Here is an 18,800-nt window from a genome sequence, read left to right as displayed (position 1 = left end):
TGGCGCGCCACTCGCTGCACCGCACCGCCGTACCATCCACAAGGCGAGATGCGGCCTGGTGCAAGAAAGGTAAGTTAGCCGCCATGACAATGAGACTCGCCGACGTCGCCGCCCACGCGGGCGTGAGTGAGGCGACTGTCAGCCGGGTGCTCAACGGCAAGCCAGGCGTGGCCGCCGCGACACGACAGGCGGTCCTCACCGCTCTCGACGTCCTCGGGTACGAGCGCCCCGCCAAACTCCGCCAGCAACACGCCGGACTGATCGGCCTGATCGTCCCGGAGCTCACCAACCCGATCTTCCCGGCGTTCGCCCAGGTGATAGAAAGCGCGCTCGTCCTGTCCGGATACACCGCCGTGCTCTGCACCCAGACCCCCGGCGGCATCACCGAGGACGACTACACCGACCTCCTGCTCGAACGCGGCGTCTCCGGCATCGTCTTCGTCAACGGCCTGCACGCCGACTCCCGCTCCGACCGGGCCCGCTACCGCCGCCTGATCGGGCTCGGCCTGCCCATGGTCCTGATCAACGGTTACCGCCCCGACATCGACGCGCCCTTCATCTCCAACGACGACGCCGCCGCCCTCGACATGGCCGTCAGCCATCTGGTCTCCCTCGGCCACCGCAGGATCGGCCTGGCCGTCGGCCAGGAACGCTTCGTTCCCTCCATCCGCAAAATCGCCGGGTTCCGCCGCGCCATGGCCGAGTACGCCGGGGTCACCGACACCGACGACCTCGTCGTCCCCTCGCTCTTCACCATCGAGGGAGGCCAGTCCGCCGCTCAGCAGCTGCTCGACCGCGGCTGCACCGCCATCTGCTGCGGCAGCGACATCATGGCCATCGGCGCCATCCGCGGCGCCCGCCAGCGCGACCTGCGCGTCCCCGAGGATGTCTCGATCGTCGGGTTCGACGACTCCCCGATGACCGCCTACCTCGATCCGCCGCTCACCACCCTGCGCCAGCCGGTCCGCGACATGGGACTGGCCGCGGTGGAGAACCTGCTGGAGGAGATCGGCGGCGTCCGGGCACCGCGGACCGAGCTGCTGTACCGGCCCGAGCTGGTGGTCCGCCGCTCCACCGGCCCGGTCCCCACCAAGACGGGTGACGCCAAGACGGAGGACTAGGACCACCACAGCGCGGCGCGGGACGCGTGCGGTGAAGCGGCCGGGCGGTCGGCCCGGAGCCGGTCGTGACCTTCGATCCCAAACAGACCGAAGAGCCCTGGAGCCGCGCACGGCCGTCGCCCGGTGTGGGCGGCGGCCGCCGCCCACACCTGGTCGCGCTTCACTTCAGGTAGGGCCCGTCGGTTCCGATCTTGCCAGGGGCCGGGTGGCCGGACAGGCTGAGCACGTAGGCACGCATGTTGCCCTTGCCGCTCAGGTTGATCGAAAGGGTTCCGCCGGTGACGGTCTTGCTGTCCCCGGTGACCGCGTCCACGTAGGTGCCGTTCGGGATGCCGGTGAAGGTGGCGTTCCCGGAGACGGTCACCAGGACGAAGCTGTCCACCGATCCGTCGGTGAACCGGCGCTTGTAGGCGATCTGGCCGGACACGCCCTCGGTGGAGTACTGGCCCTTCCGCAGGGCGGGGATCGCCCGGCGGATCTGGTTGAGCCGCTGCACATGCTTGACCAGCGGCTGGCTGAGCGTGTTCGCCACCGCGCCGGAGGCGCTGGAGACCACCCCGAAGTCGCTCGCCGTGACGTCGCCCTCGATGTTGCCGCCGTAGTACGCGCGGCCGGTGTTCGCCAGCGGGCAGGTGGGTCCGCAGTCGATCTGCTTGCCCTTCTGGAACTCGATCTCCGATCCGTAGTAGAGGGTAGGGATGCCGCGGAACGTCCACATCAGGCTCATGTTCTCGGCCCAGGCGTCGGTGCCGCCGCTGTAGCGGAAGCCCGACTTGTTCGGCCCGTAGTCGTGCGAGTCGACGTAGACGGCGTTGTAGGTGGCGTCGTTGGTGCTGTCGTCGGAGTCCTTGCCGTTGTTGAAGGCGTTCTGCGCGTCCGAGAAGTTCATGTGCATGCGCATGTCGATGATGTTCATGCCGGAGAACTTCGTGTGGTCGGGCGCGTGGTAGGCGTTGCCGTTCAGGAACGCGTTGGTGCTGGTGGGCTGGTTGCCCGTTCCGAGCTGCTGCTCGTAGTTGTACTGCTCCAGCGCCGCCGCCGCGTCGTCCGCGCTGTACTCCTTGCGCTCCTTCCACGTGTAGAACTGCGCGGAGTGGTTGACCGAGCCGCGGTTCCACTTGTCGTTCACGAACGCGGCGACCTCACCGAAGACGTAGAAGTCCTTGGCCGCCCGCGCGCCGAACTTCGCGGTGATGTGGTCGTAGAGGGCGGGCAGGAAGCGGCGGTTCCAGGTGACCCGCGGGATGTGCACCGCGGTGTCCACGCGGAAGCCGTCGACGCCCATGTCGATGTACCGGTTGTAGGCGTCGATCAGGTATTTCTGGACCTCGGCGTTCTCGGTGTTGAAGTCGGCCAGGTCGTCGTGCAGCCAGCAATCTATCTCGGCGGCGCGCGGCTGGCCCGGGGATACCTGGGCAGGCCGGGCCTCACCGCCGACCGGTTCGTCCCCGACCCCTACGGCGGGCCCGGCGCTCGGCTGTACCGGACCGGCGACCTCGGCCGCTGGCTGCCCGGCGGCGACCTGCAGTTCCTCGGCCGTACCGACCACCAGGTGAAGATCAGGGGATACCGGGTCGAGCTGGGTGAGATCGAATCGGTGCTCGCCGGGCTGCCCGGGGTCGCCCAGGCGGTGGTGGAACTGCGGGGAGACCGCCTGGTCGCCTACCTCGGCCACCCGGATGCCGAGTCCCGCCCGGACGCCGCGCGGCTGCGCGAGACGCTGCGCGCGCTGCTGCCCGACTACATGATCCCGTCCCGCTACGTCTGGCTGGCCACTCTGCCGCTGAAGTCGCACGGCAAGGTGGACCGGGCCGCGTTGCCCGATCCCGGTGGCGAACCTGCCGGAGAGGCGGAGTACACGCCGCCCGCGACGCCGATGGAGGAGGCCGTCACCGCGATCTGGGCCGGTGTCCTCGGCGTGCCACGCGTCGGCGCGCTGGACGACTTCTTCGAGCTGGGCGGGCACTCCCTGCTGGCCATGCAGGTCGTCGCCCGGATGCGCGCGGTCGCGCCGGAACGCCGGATCACCATCATGGACCTGTTCCGCCATCCCACCGTGCGCGAGCTGGGCCGGCTGGCCGAGCAGGGGGAGGACGGCCCGCGCAGGCTCCTGCACCGCCTCACCCCGGACCGGCCGACCACGGACACGCTGGTCTGCGCGCCGTACGGCGGGGGCAGCGCGGTGATCTACAAGCCGCTGGCGGACGCGCTTCCCGACGGATGGGCGCTCTTCTCCATCGCCGTCCCCGGGCACGAGCTGGGCGAGCAGGCCAGGCCGCTGGACGAGGTCGCCGCCGAATGCGTCCAGGAGATCCTGGCCAACGTGACCGGCCCGCTCACGCTGTACGGCCACTGCGGGCTGGGTGTGATGCTCACCGTGGAGATCGCCCGCGCCCTGGAGGCGGCCGGACGCGAGGTCGACGCGGTCTACCTGGGAGGCATCTTCCCGTTCGCCCGGGTCAAGACCCGGTTGTCCCGGATCGCGGGGGCATGGTCGGAGCTGACCGACCGGCTGCGCAGTGACCAACTGTGGGCCAACGCGTTGCAGGCGGCCGGCCTGGACGTCGACGAGCTGGGCCGGGACCAGCTCACGCTGGTGATCGACAACCGGCGCAAGGGGACGAAGGAGGCGGAGCGCTATTTCACCCGGCTGTTCGAGGAGGGGGCCGAGCCGCTCCGCGCCCCGATCATCTCTGTGGCGGGCGACCGCGACCCGGCCACCGAGTTCTACCAGGAACGTTTCCGCGAGTGGCATCTGCTGACGGACGTCACCGGCGTGGCCGTCCTGGACGAAGCGGGCCATTTCTTCGTGAAGTATCGGGCGGAGGAGCTGGCCGAGATCCTCACCTCCACCCATCAGGCGATCGCCGAAGGACAGCCGGAACGGCTCAGCCGTACCGACCGGTCCACCTGGTGGCTGCACGGAGTGTCGGTGCGAACCCCGGCGGACCGGCCCCCGGCGGACCGGCCCCCGGCGGGCCGGAGCCCGGTATTCCGTACCGCTGAGGAACCGGGCGGCGGACCACGCCCGAGCATGCGGCGGTTCGGACTGGTCGCGGTCGGACAGCTCGTGTCCATCATCGGGTCGGCGCTGACCGAGTTCGCCATCCCGGTCTGGATCTACACCACGATCGGCTCGCTGGTCAGCTTCGCGCTGCTCGCGGTGCTCGGGCTGGTGCCGGGCATGCTGGTGTCGCCGCTGGCCGGGGCGCTCGTGGACCGGCTCGACCGCCGCAGGGTGCTGCTCGCGGGAGACATCGGAGCCGGCGGCACGCAGCTGACCTTCGGGATCCTGTTGTGGACCGGGAACCTGCAGACCTGGCACGTCTACCCGCTGCTCGCGTTGCTGTCGGTCGCCCTGACGTTCCAGCGGCTGGCGTACACCTCGGCGATACCGCAGCTCGTGCCGAAACGCTTCCTCGGCCACGCCAACGGCGTCATGCAGATGGCCACCGGTACGGCCCAGCTCGTCGTGCCGCTGGTCGCTGTCGGCCTGATGGCCGTCATCGGCATCGACGGCATCCTGGTCATCGACGTGGTGAGTTACGTCCTGGCCGTCGGGGTCGTCCTGGTGACCCGCTTCCCGAAGACGATGGCCGCGACCCGGCGGGAGTCCATCGGGACGGAGATCCTCCACGGGTTGCGCTACTCCTGGGGCAACCGGGGATTCCGCGGCATGCTCGGCTTCTTCGCCGTGCTGAACGTGTTCCTCTCGCCGCTGTTCCTGATGATCTCGCCGCTGGTCCTGGCGTTCGCGGGGGTCCCCGAGGTCGGGCGGGTGTCGTTCGCCGGGGGACTGGGGGCGTTCGTCGGCGGTCTGGCCATGACCGCGTGGGGCGGGCCGCGGCGGCGCAGGCTACGCGGGGTGCTGACGGCGACCCTCGCCCTGTCGGTCGCCTGCCTTGTCACCGGTGTGCGGGCCGATCTGACGCTGATCGCGGCGGGCGCGTTCGGCATGTCCCTGTGCCTCACCCTGGTCAACGGGATCTACGCGACGATCATCCAGGTGAAGGTGCCGCAGCGGTTCCACGGCAGGGTCATCGCGCTCAACACCCTGGTCGCCTGGTCGACCCTGCCGATCGGGTTCGGTCTGGTGGCACCGTACGGAGCCTCCGTGTTCGAGCCGCTGCTCGCCCCGGACGGGCCGCTGGCCGGTACGGTCGGCGCGGTGATCGGCATCGGCGCGGGCCGCGGAATCGGGTTCATGTACGTGTGCTTCGCCCTGGCCATCGCCACGATCGCGCTCGTCTCGACGCGGGTACGCGCGCTGGCCAGGTTCGACGAGGAGGTCCCGGACGCCGTCCCCGACGACCTGATCGGCTTCGAGAGCGTCCGGAACCGCCGCTGACCCTGGTTCCTCCAGAGGGCGTCGCCGCCGAGCGTGCCGGGGGGGGCGTACGCGGTCGAAGCCGCCCTCCATTCGGCGCGGCCGGGCATCGGGACCGAGGCGTGCGCCGGCACGACGCCGGAACGGAATGTCGAGCCACCCGCCCGCCAAGAGATCATCTCGGAGTCTCGGCGTCTCGGCGTCTCGGTGCCGGGTGTCTCGGTGTCTAAGTATTTCGGTGTTTCGGTGTGCCCGATCACCGATCTCCCGTCGGCGTTCCGGCTTGCCCTGGCGCCATATGCGGCCGCTGGTGACGGCGGAATGTATGTGAATGCAGCGTTACCGGCAAGTTTCAGAAATCTTGCTGAAATCTCTTGCAATCCTTGCGGAGATCGAAGATTGTTCTGCTACACGGACGGCCGTCCCGCCCCCCAAGCGCCATCGTCTCCGGAAGTAGGCCATCCCCCCATGGAACGAGCTAGGTCACGCCTGCGCAGCAGAGTCCGTCATGTCCTCCTCGCCGCCGCGGTCGCCGCGTTCGGCATCACCCCGGTGGCCGTCGCGGTCGCCGCGACTCCCGCGAACGCCGCGGTCACGCTGAACGACAGCGTGGTGACGGCCAACCTGTGGGAATGGAACTGGAAGTCCGTCTCGGCCGCCTGCACCGATCACCTCGGCCCGGCGGGTTTCGGCGCGGTCCAGGTCGCGCCGCCGCAGGAATCGGTCAGCCTCCCCAACAGCAGTGACGGGGTGCACCCGTGGTACGAGGTGTACCAGCCGGTCTCCTACAAGCTCGAATCCCGGTTCGGCAACCGGGCCCAGTTCGCCTCGATGGTGACGGCCTGCCACAACGCGGGCGTACGCGTCTACGTCGACGCCGTCGTCAACCACATGGCGGGGACGAACAACCCCGGCGGAGTGACCGGCTACGCCGGGACCTCCTTCACCGGCTACAGCTACCCGGCCGTCCCGTACGGGAACGGCGACTTCCACCACCCGGGTGACAACTGCCCGACCTCCGGCGGCATCAACGACTGGAACAACGAGTCCCAGGTGACCAGTTGCGAACTGCTGGCGCTGTCGGACCTGTACACCGAGAAGGAGTACGTCCGTAACAAGATCGCGGACTACCTGAACGACCTCATCGGGCTCGGCGTGGACGGGTTCCGCGTCGACGCCGTCAAGCACATCAAGAAGAGCGACTTCGCCGCGATCCTCGGCAAGCTGAACAACACCGTCGCCGAGGGCAAGCGCCCGTACGTCGCGCAGGAGATCTTCGACGGCGCCACCAACGACGCGCTGAAGGCCCGGGCGTTCATCGGCAACGGCGACGTCCTGGACTTCGCCTACGCCAAGGGCGTCAAGGCCCAGTTCCAGGGCTCGATCTCCAACCTGGCCAACCTCCCGAACTGGAACCTGGACGCCCCGAGCGCCAACGTCTTCGCCATGGTCACCAACCACGACCTCGAGCGTGACGGCGCCACCCTCTCCTGGCGCGACGGCACCGACTACACCCTGGCCAACTACTTCGTGCTGGCCTACCCGCACGGCAAGCCGTCGGTCTACGACAGCTTCACCTACAGCAACCGCAACCAGTCCCCGCCCTCCGACGGCAACGGGTTCGTCACCGACACCTCCTGCGGTAGCAGCTGGAACTGCCTCACCCAGTCCACCGGCATCAAGGGCATGGTCGGCTGGGCCAACGCCGCCAAGAGCGTCACGTCCGTCTCCGACTTCAAGGTCGTCAACAACAACGTCATCGGCTTCCACCGCGGCAACCGCGCCTGGATCGGCATCAACGACTCCGGCAGCGCCTCCACCGCGCAGTTCACCACCGGCCTGGCCGACGGCGAGTACTGCGACGTCATCTCCGGCGCCGCCACCACCACCGGCTGCACCGGCACGAAGGTCACGGTCTCCGGGGGCCAGGCCGCCGTGACCATCCCCGCCAACAACGCGGTCGCGATCCACGTCAACGCCAAGGCGGACATCACCAAGGTCGCGACGACCTTCACCGTCAGCGCCGACCTCGCCGCCGGACAGACCCTGCACGTCGTCGGGAACGTCCCGGCCCTCGGCGGCGGCAGCACCACGAACTCGGTCGCGCTGACCGCCAACGGCGGCGGCACCTACAAGACCACCGTCGAACTGCCCGCCTCCACCGCCGTCTCCTACAAGTACCTGATCAAGAACGGCGCGACCGTGGTGGAGCAGGAGGCCGCCAACCGGACCTTCACCACCCCGGCGAGCGGCACCGACACCCGCACCGACACCTACGTGCCCCCGCCCGTCAGCGACAAGATCGCCACCACGTTCACCGTCACCGCGACCGCGGCCGCCGACCAGAACCTCTACGTCGTCGGCGACATCCCGGCCCTCGGGTCGTGGGCCCCGGCGGACGCGATCAAGCTGACCGCGCAGGGCGACAACCTGTACTCCGGCGTCATCGAGCTGCCCAAGTCCACCGCGGTGGAGTACAAGTTCATCAAGAAGACCACCGCCGGCGCCGTGACCTGGGAGTCCGGCTCCAACCGGGCCTTCACCACCCCCGCGAGCGGAACCCACGCCGTCACCGAGACCTTCCGCGGCGACACCGCCTCGCAGATCGCCACCTACTTCAACGCCGACGTCACCACCTGGTACGGCCAGAACGTCTTCGTCGTCGGTAACGTCCCCGCCCTCGGTGGCTGGGATCCCAACCAGGCGATCGCCCTGTCCTCGGCCGGCTACCCGATCTGGCGGGTGGCGGTCAACCTGCCCCCCAACACCGCCGTCGAGTACAAGTACGTCAAGAAGAACCCCGACGGCGCCGTGACCTGGGAGTCCGGCTCCAACCGGAGCTTCACCACCCCGGCCACCGGAACCCACACCAGCAACGACACCTGGAAGTAGCCCCCAACCAGACCGACGGCGGCCGGACCTTCACGGACCGGCCACCGTCGGTGTCCGCCCGTGACGGGCGGACACCGGTGCTCAGTCGCGCGCCCCCGGTCCCGAGAGGGAGGTACGCCGTTCGGAGGCCATCACCAGGTTGAACACCTGAGCGCGGAGGGCGCCGAACAGCGGGATCTGCTTGGTCTCGATCTGGTCCCGGGGGCGCGGCAACTCGACCGGGATGTCGGCGACGACGATGGAGGGCCCCTGGGACAGCACGACGACGCGGTCGGAGAGGTACACCGCCTCGTCGATGTCGTGGGTGACGAACAGCACGGTGGTCCCGGTCTCGGCCCAGATCCTCAGGACCAGGTCTTCCAGGCTGGCCCGGGTCTGCGCGTCCACGGAGGCGAACGGCTCGTCCATGATGAGCATCTCCGGGCGTACGGCCAGCCCGCGGGCGATCGCCACCCGCTGCTGCATGCCGCCGGAGAGCTGCCACGGGTGGAGTCCGGCGGCGTGTCCGAGCCCGACGGTCTCCAGCGCCTGCCCCACGCGGCTACGGATCTCCGGCCGGGGGATCTTCCTGTCCCTGAGCGGCAGCGCGACGTTCTTCTCGACGGTCAGCCACGGGAACAGGGAGCGGCTGTAGTCCTGGAAGACGACCGCGACGCCGTCCTGCGGGCCGGTCATCGGGCTGCCGCGGAAGGTGAGCGTCCCGCCGCTGAGCGGCAGCAGACCGGCGACGCACATCATCAGGGTGGTCTTGCCGCAGCCGGAGGGGCCGACCACGGAGACGAACTCTCCCGGGCGGACCGCGAAGTCGATGCCGCGGACGGCCAGGACGTCGCCCCGCCGCGAAGGATAGGACTTGGTGACCCCGCGGACGTCGAGGATCGGCGTCGCGGACCCGGTCGTGCCGCCGGGGTCCTTGGTCATCGAGACTTCCACGAGACGATGTCCCTTCTGTTCGAGCACGTGGCCGCCGTCACCGCCGGTCACCCGCGCCCGCCTTGGCGGCCCGGTGCCAGCGCAGGACCGATCTCTCCGCCAGCTCGAAGATCCCGTTGAGCAGGATGCCGAGCAGCGCGACGAGCAGGATCGCCGACCACAGTTCCGGGAAGCGGAACAACTTCTGCTGGTTGACGATGAAGAAACCGAGGCCGGCGGTGGCAGCGAAGAGCTCCGAGATCACCATCAGCACCAGCCCGATGCCAACGCTGATCCGCATCCCGGCGACGATCGACGGGCTCGCGCCGGGGAGCAGCACGCTGAGGAAGTGCCGCCGCGGGGAGAGCCGCAGGCTGCGGGCGGCCGTCGTCATCGTGGTGTCCAGGCCGCGGATCCCGTCATAGGTGTTGACCAGGATCGGCCACAGGCAGCCGAGTGCGATCAGGAAGATGTTCATCCCACTCGTGATACCGAAGATCACGATCGCGACGGGCAGCAGCATCGTGACGGGCACCGCCATGCCCAACCTGATCAGCGGGTTGAAGAACGCGCCCGCCTGGCGCCACACACCCAGCACGATGCCGCCGCAGACGCCGATCACGGTCGCCATGCCGTACCCGGCGCCGAGCCGGGCGAGGCTGGGCAGGACGTCGGCCCGGAACTGGTCGCTGAGGAACAGCGCGACCGGCCGATCCGACAGCCACGTGTCCGCGAAGGCGGTGACGATCGTGGAGAACGGCGGGATGAACAGCGATCCCGCCTGGCGGGCGAGCACCTCCCAGAGCACCAGCAGGGCGGCGAGCAGCCACAGCCGCTGTCCCGCCCACGCCAGGCCCCGCAGTACGCGGCCCGCGACTCCCGCCACCGAGACGCCGGAGGGAGCGGCGGGCGGCGTGACGGCGCCCGTGCCGTTCGCGGCGCTCACCGGTCGGCTCCCCGCTGGGCGTGGCCCCACGGCACGAGCAGCCGCTCGGCGAGGTTGACCCCGTAGTAGATCAGCATTCCGAGCACTCCGATGATCAGGATTCCGGCGTAGACGTAGTCGGGACGCTGGGCCTCCTGATAGGTCGTGATCACCGTTCCGACGCCGCTGGTGGCACCGAGCAACTCGGCCGAGAGCACGACGATGAGCGCGGTCGAGCAGGCCACCCGCAGACCGGTGGCGATGGCCGGGGCGGCCGAGGGCAACACGATCCGGGCCAGGAGCCTTCCCCGGCCCCACCCCATGGCACGGCCGGCGGTCAGCATCAGCGGCTCCGCGTCGCGCACGCCGTACATCGCGTTGAGCAGGATCGGCCAGAAGACGGCGTAGGCACTCAGTGAGACCTTCATCTGCAGGCCGAGCCCGAACAGCAGGATCACGATCGGCAGGAAGGCCGACGAGGGGATCGATCTGGCCGCGTGCACCAGCGCCGACGCCGGGCGGTACAACGTGGCGAAGTAGCCGAGCACCAGGCCGAGTGGGACGCCCACCGCCGAGGCGAGGAGCATGGAAACCAGCCAGGCCAGCAGGGTCTGCAGCACCTGGCCGAGGAAGGACGCGTCGGCCAGTAACTCGGCCAGGCGCACCATCGTGTCAGCGGGAGGGGGGACCGAGTCCGGAGAGATCACTCCCAGGCGCACCACCAGGTCCCAGCACACGAACATCGTGACGACGCCCGCGCCGCCGAGCACCCAGGCGGGCAGCGGACCCCGTCCGCGCCCGCCGGTCCCGGCGGCCTGTCCCGACGAGGTATCCGGGCCGGTCCCGGGCGTGTCCGGCGCCTGCGGGCGCGTTCGCTCGCCTGTCGCCACCGGTCTCGTCCCCTTCCCGCTCGTGTCGTCCACCGGTCCACCGCGCGCCCGCATCAGGACCGGGCGAAGTCGGGGACGAGGGGCTCGAGGTCCGGCTGCTTCGGGATGAGCTTGAGATCGACCATCTTCTTGGCCATGTCGTTCAGCGTCGCCATCTCGACGTCGGGTGCGAGCGCGTTCTGCGGCTGCTTCTCCAGCGTCTCCGCGGGGACCTTGTTGCAGTCCGACAGCAGCGTGAACGACTCCTTCGTGTTCGCCGGGTCGCCGAGCTGCGCCATCGTCTCCTTGATGGCCTCGTGGAACTTCTTGGCCGCGTCACTCTTGGCGACGAAGTCCTTCGAGGTCACGTACGTCGCGATGTAGAGGCGGCCCGCGGCGGCGAACGGGTCGGCGATGCTGTGCACCTCCGAGCCCCGGGCTCCGAGCAGCTGGTGCCCCATCTGCGCGGCGGCCACGTTGCCGTTGACGACCGCGGTCACCTGCTCGGCGTACGGCAGTGCGACGAAGGAGACCGAGGCCGGGTCCACACCGTTGGCGCTGAGCCAGCTCGACGTGGCGATCTGGTTGATGCCGTTGATCTCGTTGACCGCGATCTTCTTACCGGCGAGGTCGCCGGCCGTCTTGATCGGCGAGTCCTTGGCGACGAAGACGCCCTGGGCCGGTTCCGCGGGAGGCAGCGCGTTGACGTTCGCGCCGGAGACCATCTGGATCGGGAACCCCGTGTTGTAGGCGTTGATCGCGGTGAAGCCGTTGACGTAACCGAAGTCGGCCGCGCCCGAGAGTACGGCGGCGATGGCGGAGGACCCGCCCGTGGACTTGACGAACTCGACTTCGAGTCCGTGCTTGGCGAACAGGCCCTTGGCGGTGGCCCAGGTGTTCCAGATCTCGCACCCGAAGGTGGTCACGGACACCTTGGCGGGACCGCCCCCCGAAGCGGTCCCACCTGAATCGTCGCCGCCGCATGCCGTGGAGAGAAGGACTGTGACCAGAGCCGTGAGGGCTCCCATGCGTCGTGTTCGCATGCAGACTCCTTGGTTCCCTTGCCGTGCCGCGCCCGTGTCGCCGGAGGGCTGAGCCGTTCCGGGATGGGGCGAGGCCGGCCAGGAAGGGGGGTTGAGGGGTACGCACGAACGTAGGAGGAACCTTCTGTCCATGTCAATATGCGAAACAATATCTCGTATTACGTCATAGAAGAGGCGTGTGTCCAGCGGAGGGCGCGGCGGGGGAGTGGCATGCCTTCTCCTTGGTCGGGGCGCTGATCCGACGATCGGACAGCAGCCGGGCGGGCGGCATGGAACCCCCGGCGCTCATCGGCGGGTCGGGATCGCCGGTCGGTTCCGCCGGTTCACGCGCCATCGCACACGATCGATCCCCGCACCGCGGCCGGCTCCGAGGAGGTGATCCGCCGGAGACGAAAAGGTGAATGGATCAGGAAACAGCGATTTCCCATCGAGGCTCAGTTTCGTGCGGTTCCCGACGGCAAACCGGCGTTGAGCGCATTGATCGTTTGGAGATGACCATCCGCACCCTTGCCCCTCGAAAGGGAGAACCAGGATGGGCCAGACCTTCCAACGCCGGTATCCATTCCGGCCCGGGATGTGGGCGGCGACCGTCAACGGCGCGACCACGCGCGACCCTCGATCGTGTGGCCGCCCAACTGGTTGAAATGATGCTCGGTCACATCTGTCGGCCATCCCGCCACTGATCGCCGGTGCGCATTCTCCTAGGGATCCTACGAAGCGTTGTCGTCGGCGCGATCGGAGCAGTCGGCCTCTCCGGAGACTTCGTTGGTGCCACCGATTTGAGTAACACGCGGAAGCGCTGGACGATCGGTGTCGCGATGATGATCCTCTTCGCGCTCGTGCAGCTCCCCGACCTCCTTACCGGCCGCGCTACCCGAGCGGCACGGCGACAACTCGAAGAAATCCACGAGCGCCTGGAAGACCTCAGACGGGAACGGCGAGCCGCTGTCGACGCCCTTGAGCGGACCCGCGTAGAACACGGAGAAGAAATGGCCGATCTGGCCGACCTGCGGTTGGAACTCGAGAGTATCCGCGCGGCGGTGAGTGAACGCGAGCAGATTGCCGCCGACCTGGACAGGATGTCGCGGGAACTACAGATCCGTAACCATCGGACGGAGCCGCTCCGATCGCGGGTGGCGGAAGTAGAGGAAGTCGCCAACAGCCAAACCCGTGAAGAGGAACATCTGTCAGAGGCGTTAAGGCGTGTGGCCGCCTCTCACGACGGTCATTCATCTGAAACGGTCACGGGGGTGATCGGTTTCATTTTAATGATCTTAGAGCAACCGAGGATAGGCGTGGCTCCGTAGGAGATCCGCATCGGAATCGATTGGGATCGCCGGCGCTTCACCGGAACGAGTCTTCGTGGCGATCATGGGCTCTGTCGAGCCTCACTTGTGGGGCCGGGACGTTCGGTGAAGGCGTACTCCGTCGAGGGCTAGGTCGAGCAGTTGGTCGGCCTGGGTTGGGCCGTCGGGTTCCTCCTCGGTGGCCAGGGCGATGGCGCTGACGAGCTTGAGTAGCTGGACAATGGCGGCCTCGGGGCGTACGGCGTTCGCTTGGCGGGCGCGCGCAAGGAGTTCGTCGCCGGCGCTGACGATCATCGTGTGGCAGGTGTTTCCCAAGGTTGGGCCGCCGTGGCGGGCCCCGCGCATCAGTGAGGCCCCGAGGCCGCGGTTGGCTACAGCGTGTGCGCCGACGGCGCGAAGCCAGGTAACGAGCGCGGTTCCCGGGTCGGGATCGGAGAGCAGGTCGTGCGCCTTGGCGCAGAGGGCCTCTACTCGGCTCTTGAAAACGGCTTCCAGAAGGGCCTGCCGGGTGGGGAAGTGCCGGTGGAGGGTGGCCGAGCCGACCCCGGCGTGCCGGGCGATCTCCTCCAGGGAGGCCTCGGCGCCGTGTTCCGCGATGACGGTCTCGGCGGCGGCCACGACGCGGTTGTAGTTGCGGCGCGCGTCGGCACGCATTGGCCGCGGAGCCGGGGCGGTTGCGTCCTTGGGCACGGGATCTCCTGACGGCTTGCTAACTGGGGTGGCACTCCATATCGTATCGAGCGATAACCGGAGGGGCACCCCAGTTATGGGGAGGTGCCTTCGTCGGCATGGACGAGGTCGAGGAGAGACGTGGAATCGACAGCTAGGACCATCGTCGTGGTGGGGGCGACCGGTCTGCAGGGTCGCGCGGTGACGCAGCACCTGCTGAGCAGCGGTTGGCAGGTGCGCGCGCTCACGCGTGATCCGAACGGGGCGTCGGCCAGGGCGCTGGCGAGCGTCGGCGCGCACATCGTGCGGGCGCAGATGGAGGACGTAGCTTCCTTGATCTCCGCGGCGCAAGGCGCCTACGGCATGTTCAGCGTCCAGCCCACCGTCGGCTCTCCCGGCACCGCGCCGGGCTTCAGCGCCGACGACGAGGTCCGCTGGGGGATCAACGTTGCCGAGGCGGCATACGCCGTCGGCGTCGAGCATTTCGTCTTCACCTCGGTTGCCGGCGCAGACCGTCACGAGAGCGAAACGCTGCCGGGAAACCTGATCAGCAAGTGGCGGATCGAGCAGCACATCGCCGGGCTCGGCTTACCCGCGACGATCCTGCGGCCGGTCTCCTTCATGGAGAACTTCACGAGCGGATACGCCCTGCAAGGCGGAGCGTTGACCACCGCCCTCGCGCCCCAGATCCCTCAGCAGATCATGGCCGTGGACGATGTCGGCTTCGTCACCGCGCTGGCTTTCTCCCGGCCCGAGGAGTGGATCGGCAGCTCGGTCGCGCTGGCGGCGGACGAGCTCACGCCGGTCCAGATCGCCGCGGCCATCGAACGCGCGCTCGGACACCCGCTGCCGTATGCCCAGATCCCGATCGATGCGATCCGGGCCCTCGGCGAGGATTTCGCGTTCGCTTACGAGTGGCTCAACAAACTCGGCTACCGCGCGGACATCCCCGCCACTCGCCGGATCCACCCCGGGGCGATGGATTTGCGTACCTGGCTGGAACGCACTGGCGCTGCCCAGATCGCCGCCTTCCTGGCCACCCGGCGCACCGCGGAGCAGCAGGCGTGAGCGCCCGCGAGCGCGCCCTCGGGCGCATTGGGATCTGGGCGGGAGACCTCGACACCTACCCCGCGGCAGGAGTCCGCGAGGCCGCGGCCGCGATCGAGGATCTGGGCTACAGCACACTGTGGTTCGCCGAGACCACGGGGCGAGAGGCCATGGCGCAGGCCGCGATCCTGCTGTCAGCCACCCGGCGGATCACAGTGGCCGCCGGCATGACCGACATCTACGCACGCGACGCGGTGACGACCGCCGCCGCCCAGCGCACCCTGGAGGAAGCGTTCCCCGGGCGATTCCTGCTCGGTCTCTGGGAGAGCCACCCCAGCCTCGCTGAGGACGTCCGCGGCCACCACTTCAGCCCACCACCGGCAACGATGCGCTCCTACCTCGACACACTGGACGCCGCCCCGTTCGGGCCACCCACCACAACGGTCCCGCTCCACCGCGTGCTCGCCGCCCTTGACCCCACCATGCTCGCGCTCGCCGCCGAGCGCACCCGGGGCGCCAACGTGCTGGGCATGCCTGTCGAGTACACCCGCACCGCCAGGGCGACACTCGGCCCCGACGCGCTCCTGGCCATCACCCAACTATGCGTGCTGAGCCCCGACCGCTCTCAAACTGCCGGAACTCGCCGCGCACCTCCTTGTCTGATCCCGCACATTCGTGCCAGGGAACAGCGAGAGCAACGCTCCCCTCAGGCAGACCGACATCGCCGGCGTTCAACTGGTCCGAGGAGGACCAGCATGCTGACGACCGCCACTACGCACGCCCGCACGAACCCCACGCCGGCGCGCGCCACCCACCAACCCGGCTGTCGCATGATTCTTCCTTCGCATTCCGTTGGTGCTCCAACTGCGCACCGCGCGGAACCCGCTGCCGGGTGGTCTACTTGATCGTATGGGGCTGAAGGAGTTCTATCCGCCGATTGAGCCATATGAGTCCGGTCGGCTCGATGCCGGCGACGGCAACGAGATCTACTGGGAGGTCTGCGGGAATCCCGCCGGAAAACCCGCGGTCTTCCTGCACGGCGGCCCCGGTGGGGGCCTCCTGCCCGGCTTCCGCCGGTTCTTCGATCCGGAGGCGTACCGGATCGTGCTGTTCGACCAGCGGAACTGCGGCGCCAGCCGGCCGAGCGCCGGAGACCCGCGGGTCTCGTTGGAGCGCAACACCACCCCGCACCTGGTCGCCGACATCGAACGGCTCCGCGAGCACCTCTCCATCGATCGCTGGCTGGTCTTCGGCGGAAGCTGGGGCAGCACCCTCGCCCTCTCGTATGCCCAGGCCCACCCCGGCCGCGTCACCGAACTGGTGTTGCGCGGCATCTACCTCGTTCGCCCGTCCGATGAGAGCTGGAGCTTCACCCCCACGGGCGCCGCCCGCCTCTTCCCGGCCGAGTGGGCCGCGTTCCGCGACGCGATCCCCGCCGCCGAGAGGCACGACCTGATCACCGCCTACGGCCGCCGCATCGGCGACCCGGACCCCGCGGTCCACATCCCCGCGGCCCGTGCCTGGATGGGCTGGGAGTTCTCGGCCAACACCCTGCTCCCGGTCGATCCGCCGGAGCTCGGCGATGCCGACATCCTGACCTTCGCCCGCATCACCCACCACTACATCAGCAACGGTGGTTTCCTCCCGGAGGAGGGCCTCCTGGCGGGCATCGACCGCATCCGGCGCATACCCGCCGTGATCGTCAGCGGCCGCTACGACATGAAGACCCCGCCCGATCAAGCGTGGGACCTGCACCAGGCCTGGCCTGAGGCCGAGTTCCATATCGTCGAGGACGCGGGACACGGCGGCTCGGAACCGGGGATCCGCCACCGCCTGATCGACGCCACCGACCGGTTCCGGCCCTGACCGCCCGTGGGACGCCCGGAGCGCTGTAGGGGTCCGAGGACTCCGCCGCCCCGCGCGACCTGAAACCCCGGCGTGGTGGCGGCGCGGGGGAGGGGTCGAAGGTCGAAGGCGAGCGGGAGCGGCGGCTTCGCGAGGAGGGCCGCTCAGCCCGCGTCGACGGCCAGGACACGATCCGCTCGGGCGGCCCATCGGCCGCCGCTCCGTGTGATTCGGACAGGGTGATCGAAGCACATGCTGACCTGGGCGGTGGTCAGGACGTCGTCGACGCGTCCCGAGGCGAGGCACCGCCCCTCGCGCAGCAGCATCGCGTGCGTGGTGCTGGCCGGGAGTTCCTCGAGGTGGTGGGTGACCAGGACCGTCGCGAGCGACGGGTGACGGCTCCGAAGCGCGTCGATGCTGCTGAGAAGCTGCTCGCGGGCGGCCAGGTCCAGCCCCGTGGCCGGTTCGTCGAGCAGGAGCAGCCGGGGCTGCGGCATGAGCGCCCGCGCGATCAGGGTCCGGCCGCGTTCGCCTTGGGACAGGGTCGGCCAGTGGGCGTCGCTCCTGGCGCTCATTCCCAGCATGCCGATCAACCGGCCGGCCCGCTCGACCTCTTCCGGGGTGGGTGCCCAGCGGGGTACGAGCGCGGTCGTGTTGGTCAGGCCGGTCAGGACGACGTCCCTGACCCGCAGCGGCACGTCGGGCGCGTGCCGCGGGTTGACGTGGCCCAGGTAGGACCGTAGTTCCCGCATGTCGACCCGCCCCAGCTTGCGTCCGAGAACCTCGACGATGCCGCGCGTGGGGTGAGTGACCGCGCCGAGCAGGTTGAGCAGGGTGCTCTTGCCCGCGCCGTTGGCGCCGAGCAGGGCCCAGTGTTCCCCCCTGTGCACCGTCAGCGAGATCGACCGCAGCAGGTGGTTACCGTCACGGACGACGTCGACGCCGTCCGCCCGCAGCACGGGGCCGGTGTCCGAAGGACGAGAAACGATCATCGGTCTGCCGACTCCGTCCTGATGAGGGTGAGGGCCGCCTCAAGGTTCTCCACCGTGGCGGCGATCGCGCCCTCGACGTCGCCGTTCTCCAGCGCCGCCAGCAGGTCCGCGTGCGAGCACGATACGTCCGGCATGTCGGTCTCGTGCTCGACCATCTCGACCAGCGCTTCGCGCAACACCGGTTCCACCGTCGTGAACAGCCCGAGCAGAACGGCGTTGCCGGACAGCTCCACGACCGCACGATGGAAGTCGAGATCGGCGTCGACGAACGCGGACGCTTCGTCGCCGATCCGCTCCTGACGGTTTCGCAACCGCAGCTTCAACCGTTCGACATCCTCCGGGCGGGCCCGTCGCGCGGCCAGCCGGGCGGCCTCCACCTCAAGCGCCCTGCGCACCTCGTAGGCCTCAAGCAACCGGGCACGGCGCAGGAGCTCGTTCACGTCGGGTGTCTCCGCGATGGCCGGAAGGACGTCGGCGACGAAGGTGCCCGAGCCGTGTCGCACGTCCACCAGGCCGTCACGGGCCAGCAAGCGTAGGGCCTCCCGTACCGACGAGCGCCCGACCCCGAGCTCGGCCGCGAGTCCCACCTCGCTCGGCAGCCTCTCACCGGCCTTCCAGCGGCCGTTCCGAATCAGCTCGCGCAGCAGGTTTTCGAGCTGTGGCACGACAGGCCCATGCCGCAGCCGGGATGACTCCGCCACTTCCCACCTCGTCATCGTTTCCGGGGAGCACGACCCTAGCATGTCCTCAGACGTCTGAGGACTTGTCTTCGGGGTGCCGGTGGCGCGGTCGCGCTCCCGGGGAAAGGCGGCGACCTCGTCCCGGGCCCCACAGAAGCCCTTCTCGCCCCT

General features: G+C 69.1%; 16 protein-coding genes. 7 read left to right on the top strand and 9 right to left on the bottom strand.

The genetic code is table 11. The features are described 5' to 3' along the window. The first annotated feature begins 83 nt into the window (after positions 1-83). A complete protein-coding gene (locus AB0I59_RS06615) occupies positions 84-1,121 on the top strand; it encodes a LacI family DNA-binding transcriptional regulator (RefSeq protein WP_358130798.1) in 1,038 nt (345 codons plus the stop codon). A gap of 160 nt (positions 1,122-1,281) precedes the next feature. Here AB0I59_RS06615 and AB0I59_RS06610 read toward each other — a convergent pair whose 3' ends face one another. Further along, the gene (locus AB0I59_RS06610; RefSeq protein ID WP_358130795.1) at positions 1,282-2,670 is read right to left on the bottom strand and encodes an alpha-amylase family glycosyl hydrolase; all 1,389 of its coding nucleotides are present in this window, start codon (positions 2,668-2,670) and stop codon (positions 1,282-1,284) included. A 3-nt stretch (positions 2,671-2,673) separates the two neighbouring features. Between AB0I59_RS06610 and AB0I59_RS06605 the strand changes: the two genes are divergently transcribed. Further along, complete coding sequence (locus AB0I59_RS06605) at positions 2,674-5,469, top strand: MFS transporter (RefSeq protein WP_358130793.1); 2,796 nt, start codon at positions 2,674-2,676, stop codon at positions 5,467-5,469. Between the two features lie 447 nt (positions 5,470-5,916). After that, complete coding sequence (locus AB0I59_RS06600) at positions 5,917-8,340, top strand: carbohydrate-binding module family 20 domain-containing protein (RefSeq protein ID WP_358130790.1); 2,424 nt, start codon at positions 5,917-5,919, stop codon at positions 8,338-8,340. 81 nt (positions 8,341-8,421) lie between these two features. Here the strand turns inward: AB0I59_RS06600 and AB0I59_RS06595 are convergent, their stop codons facing one another. The 5 genes from AB0I59_RS06595 to AB0I59_RS06575 all read right to left on the bottom strand — a co-directional run bounded on the left by AB0I59_RS06595 (position 8,422) and on the right by AB0I59_RS06575 (position 13,069). Continuing rightward, positions 8,422-9,324, bottom strand: coding sequence for an ABC transporter ATP-binding protein (locus tag AB0I59_RS06595; protein WP_358130787.1), 903 nt, complete (start codon positions 9,322-9,324; stop codon positions 8,422-8,424). Continuing rightward, positions 9,311-10,198, bottom strand: a complete 888-nt coding sequence (locus tag AB0I59_RS06590) for an ABC transporter permease (RefSeq protein ID WP_358130784.1) — start codon at positions 10,196-10,198, stop codon at positions 9,311-9,313. The genes AB0I59_RS06595 and AB0I59_RS06590 overlap by 14 nt, the downstream gene beginning before the upstream one ends. Beyond that, on the bottom strand, positions 10,195-11,067 hold the full coding sequence (locus AB0I59_RS06585) for an ABC transporter permease (protein WP_061252567.1): 873 nt from the start codon (positions 11,065-11,067) through the stop codon (positions 10,195-10,197). Before AB0I59_RS06585 ends, AB0I59_RS06590 begins: the two co-directional genes overlap by 4 nt. Before the next feature lie 53 nt (positions 11,068-11,120). Further along, the gene (locus tag AB0I59_RS06580; protein ID WP_358130781.1) at positions 11,121-12,089 is read right to left on the bottom strand and encodes an ABC transporter substrate-binding protein; all 969 of its coding nucleotides are present in this window, start codon (positions 12,087-12,089) and stop codon (positions 11,121-11,123) included. Between the two features lie 710 nt (positions 12,090-12,799). Next, positions 12,800-13,069: a hypothetical protein gene (locus tag AB0I59_RS06575; RefSeq protein WP_358130779.1), complete on the bottom strand. Its 270-nt coding sequence runs from the start codon at positions 13,067-13,069 to the stop codon at positions 12,800-12,802. A gap of 9 nt (positions 13,070-13,078) precedes the next feature. On the opposite strand from AB0I59_RS06575, the gene AB0I59_RS06570 reads away from it, so the two are divergent. Further along, complete coding sequence (locus AB0I59_RS06570; RefSeq protein ID WP_358130776.1) at positions 13,079-13,396, top strand: hypothetical protein; 318 nt, start codon at positions 13,079-13,081, stop codon at positions 13,394-13,396. 81 nt (positions 13,397-13,477) lie between these two features. On the opposite strand, the gene AB0I59_RS06565 is transcribed toward AB0I59_RS06570, so the two are convergent. Continuing rightward, complete coding sequence (locus AB0I59_RS06565) at positions 13,478-14,086, bottom strand: TetR/AcrR family transcriptional regulator (RefSeq protein ID WP_358130774.1); 609 nt, start codon at positions 14,084-14,086, stop codon at positions 13,478-13,480. Positions 14,087-14,170: 84 nt separating this feature from the next. Here AB0I59_RS06565 and AB0I59_RS06560 point away from each other — a divergent pair, with 84 nt between their 5' ends. From AB0I59_RS06560 to pip, 3 genes are read left to right on the top strand one after another with little or no spacing between them, the layout of a single operon-like run. Next, on the top strand, positions 14,171-15,133 hold the full coding sequence (locus tag AB0I59_RS06560; RefSeq protein WP_358130771.1) for an NmrA/HSCARG family protein: 963 nt from the start codon (positions 14,171-14,173) through the stop codon (positions 15,131-15,133). Next, positions 15,130-16,017: an LLM class flavin-dependent oxidoreductase gene (locus AB0I59_RS06555; RefSeq protein ID WP_358130768.1), complete on the top strand. Its 888-nt coding sequence runs from the start codon at positions 15,130-15,132 to the stop codon at positions 16,015-16,017. Before AB0I59_RS06560 ends, AB0I59_RS06555 begins: the two co-directional genes overlap by 4 nt. 4 nt (positions 16,018-16,021) lie before the next feature. Continuing rightward, on the top strand, positions 16,022-16,978 hold the full coding sequence (pip, locus tag AB0I59_RS06550; RefSeq protein ID WP_061252572.1) for a prolyl aminopeptidase: 957 nt from the start codon (positions 16,022-16,024) through the stop codon (positions 16,976-16,978). A gap of 143 nt (positions 16,979-17,121) precedes the next feature. On the opposite strand, the gene AB0I59_RS06545 is transcribed toward pip, so the two are convergent. After that, positions 17,122-17,949, bottom strand: a complete 828-nt coding sequence (locus AB0I59_RS06545; protein WP_358130764.1) for an ABC transporter ATP-binding protein — start codon at positions 17,947-17,949, stop codon at positions 17,122-17,124. Further along, positions 17,946-18,614, bottom strand: coding sequence for a FadR/GntR family transcriptional regulator (locus AB0I59_RS06540; RefSeq protein ID WP_358130761.1), 669 nt, complete (start codon positions 18,612-18,614; stop codon positions 17,946-17,948). The genes AB0I59_RS06545 and AB0I59_RS06540 overlap by 4 nt, the downstream gene beginning before the upstream one ends. Positions 18,615-18,800: the final 186 nt, after the last annotated feature.

This window comes from Microtetraspora glauca (assembly GCF_040656155.1).
Taxonomy (GTDB): Bacteria; Actinomycetota; Actinomycetes; order Streptosporangiales; family Streptosporangiaceae; genus Microtetraspora; species Microtetraspora glauca.
The sequence above is the reverse complement of the archived record's forward strand: the minus strand, read 5'-3'. Positions and strand labels throughout refer to the sequence as shown.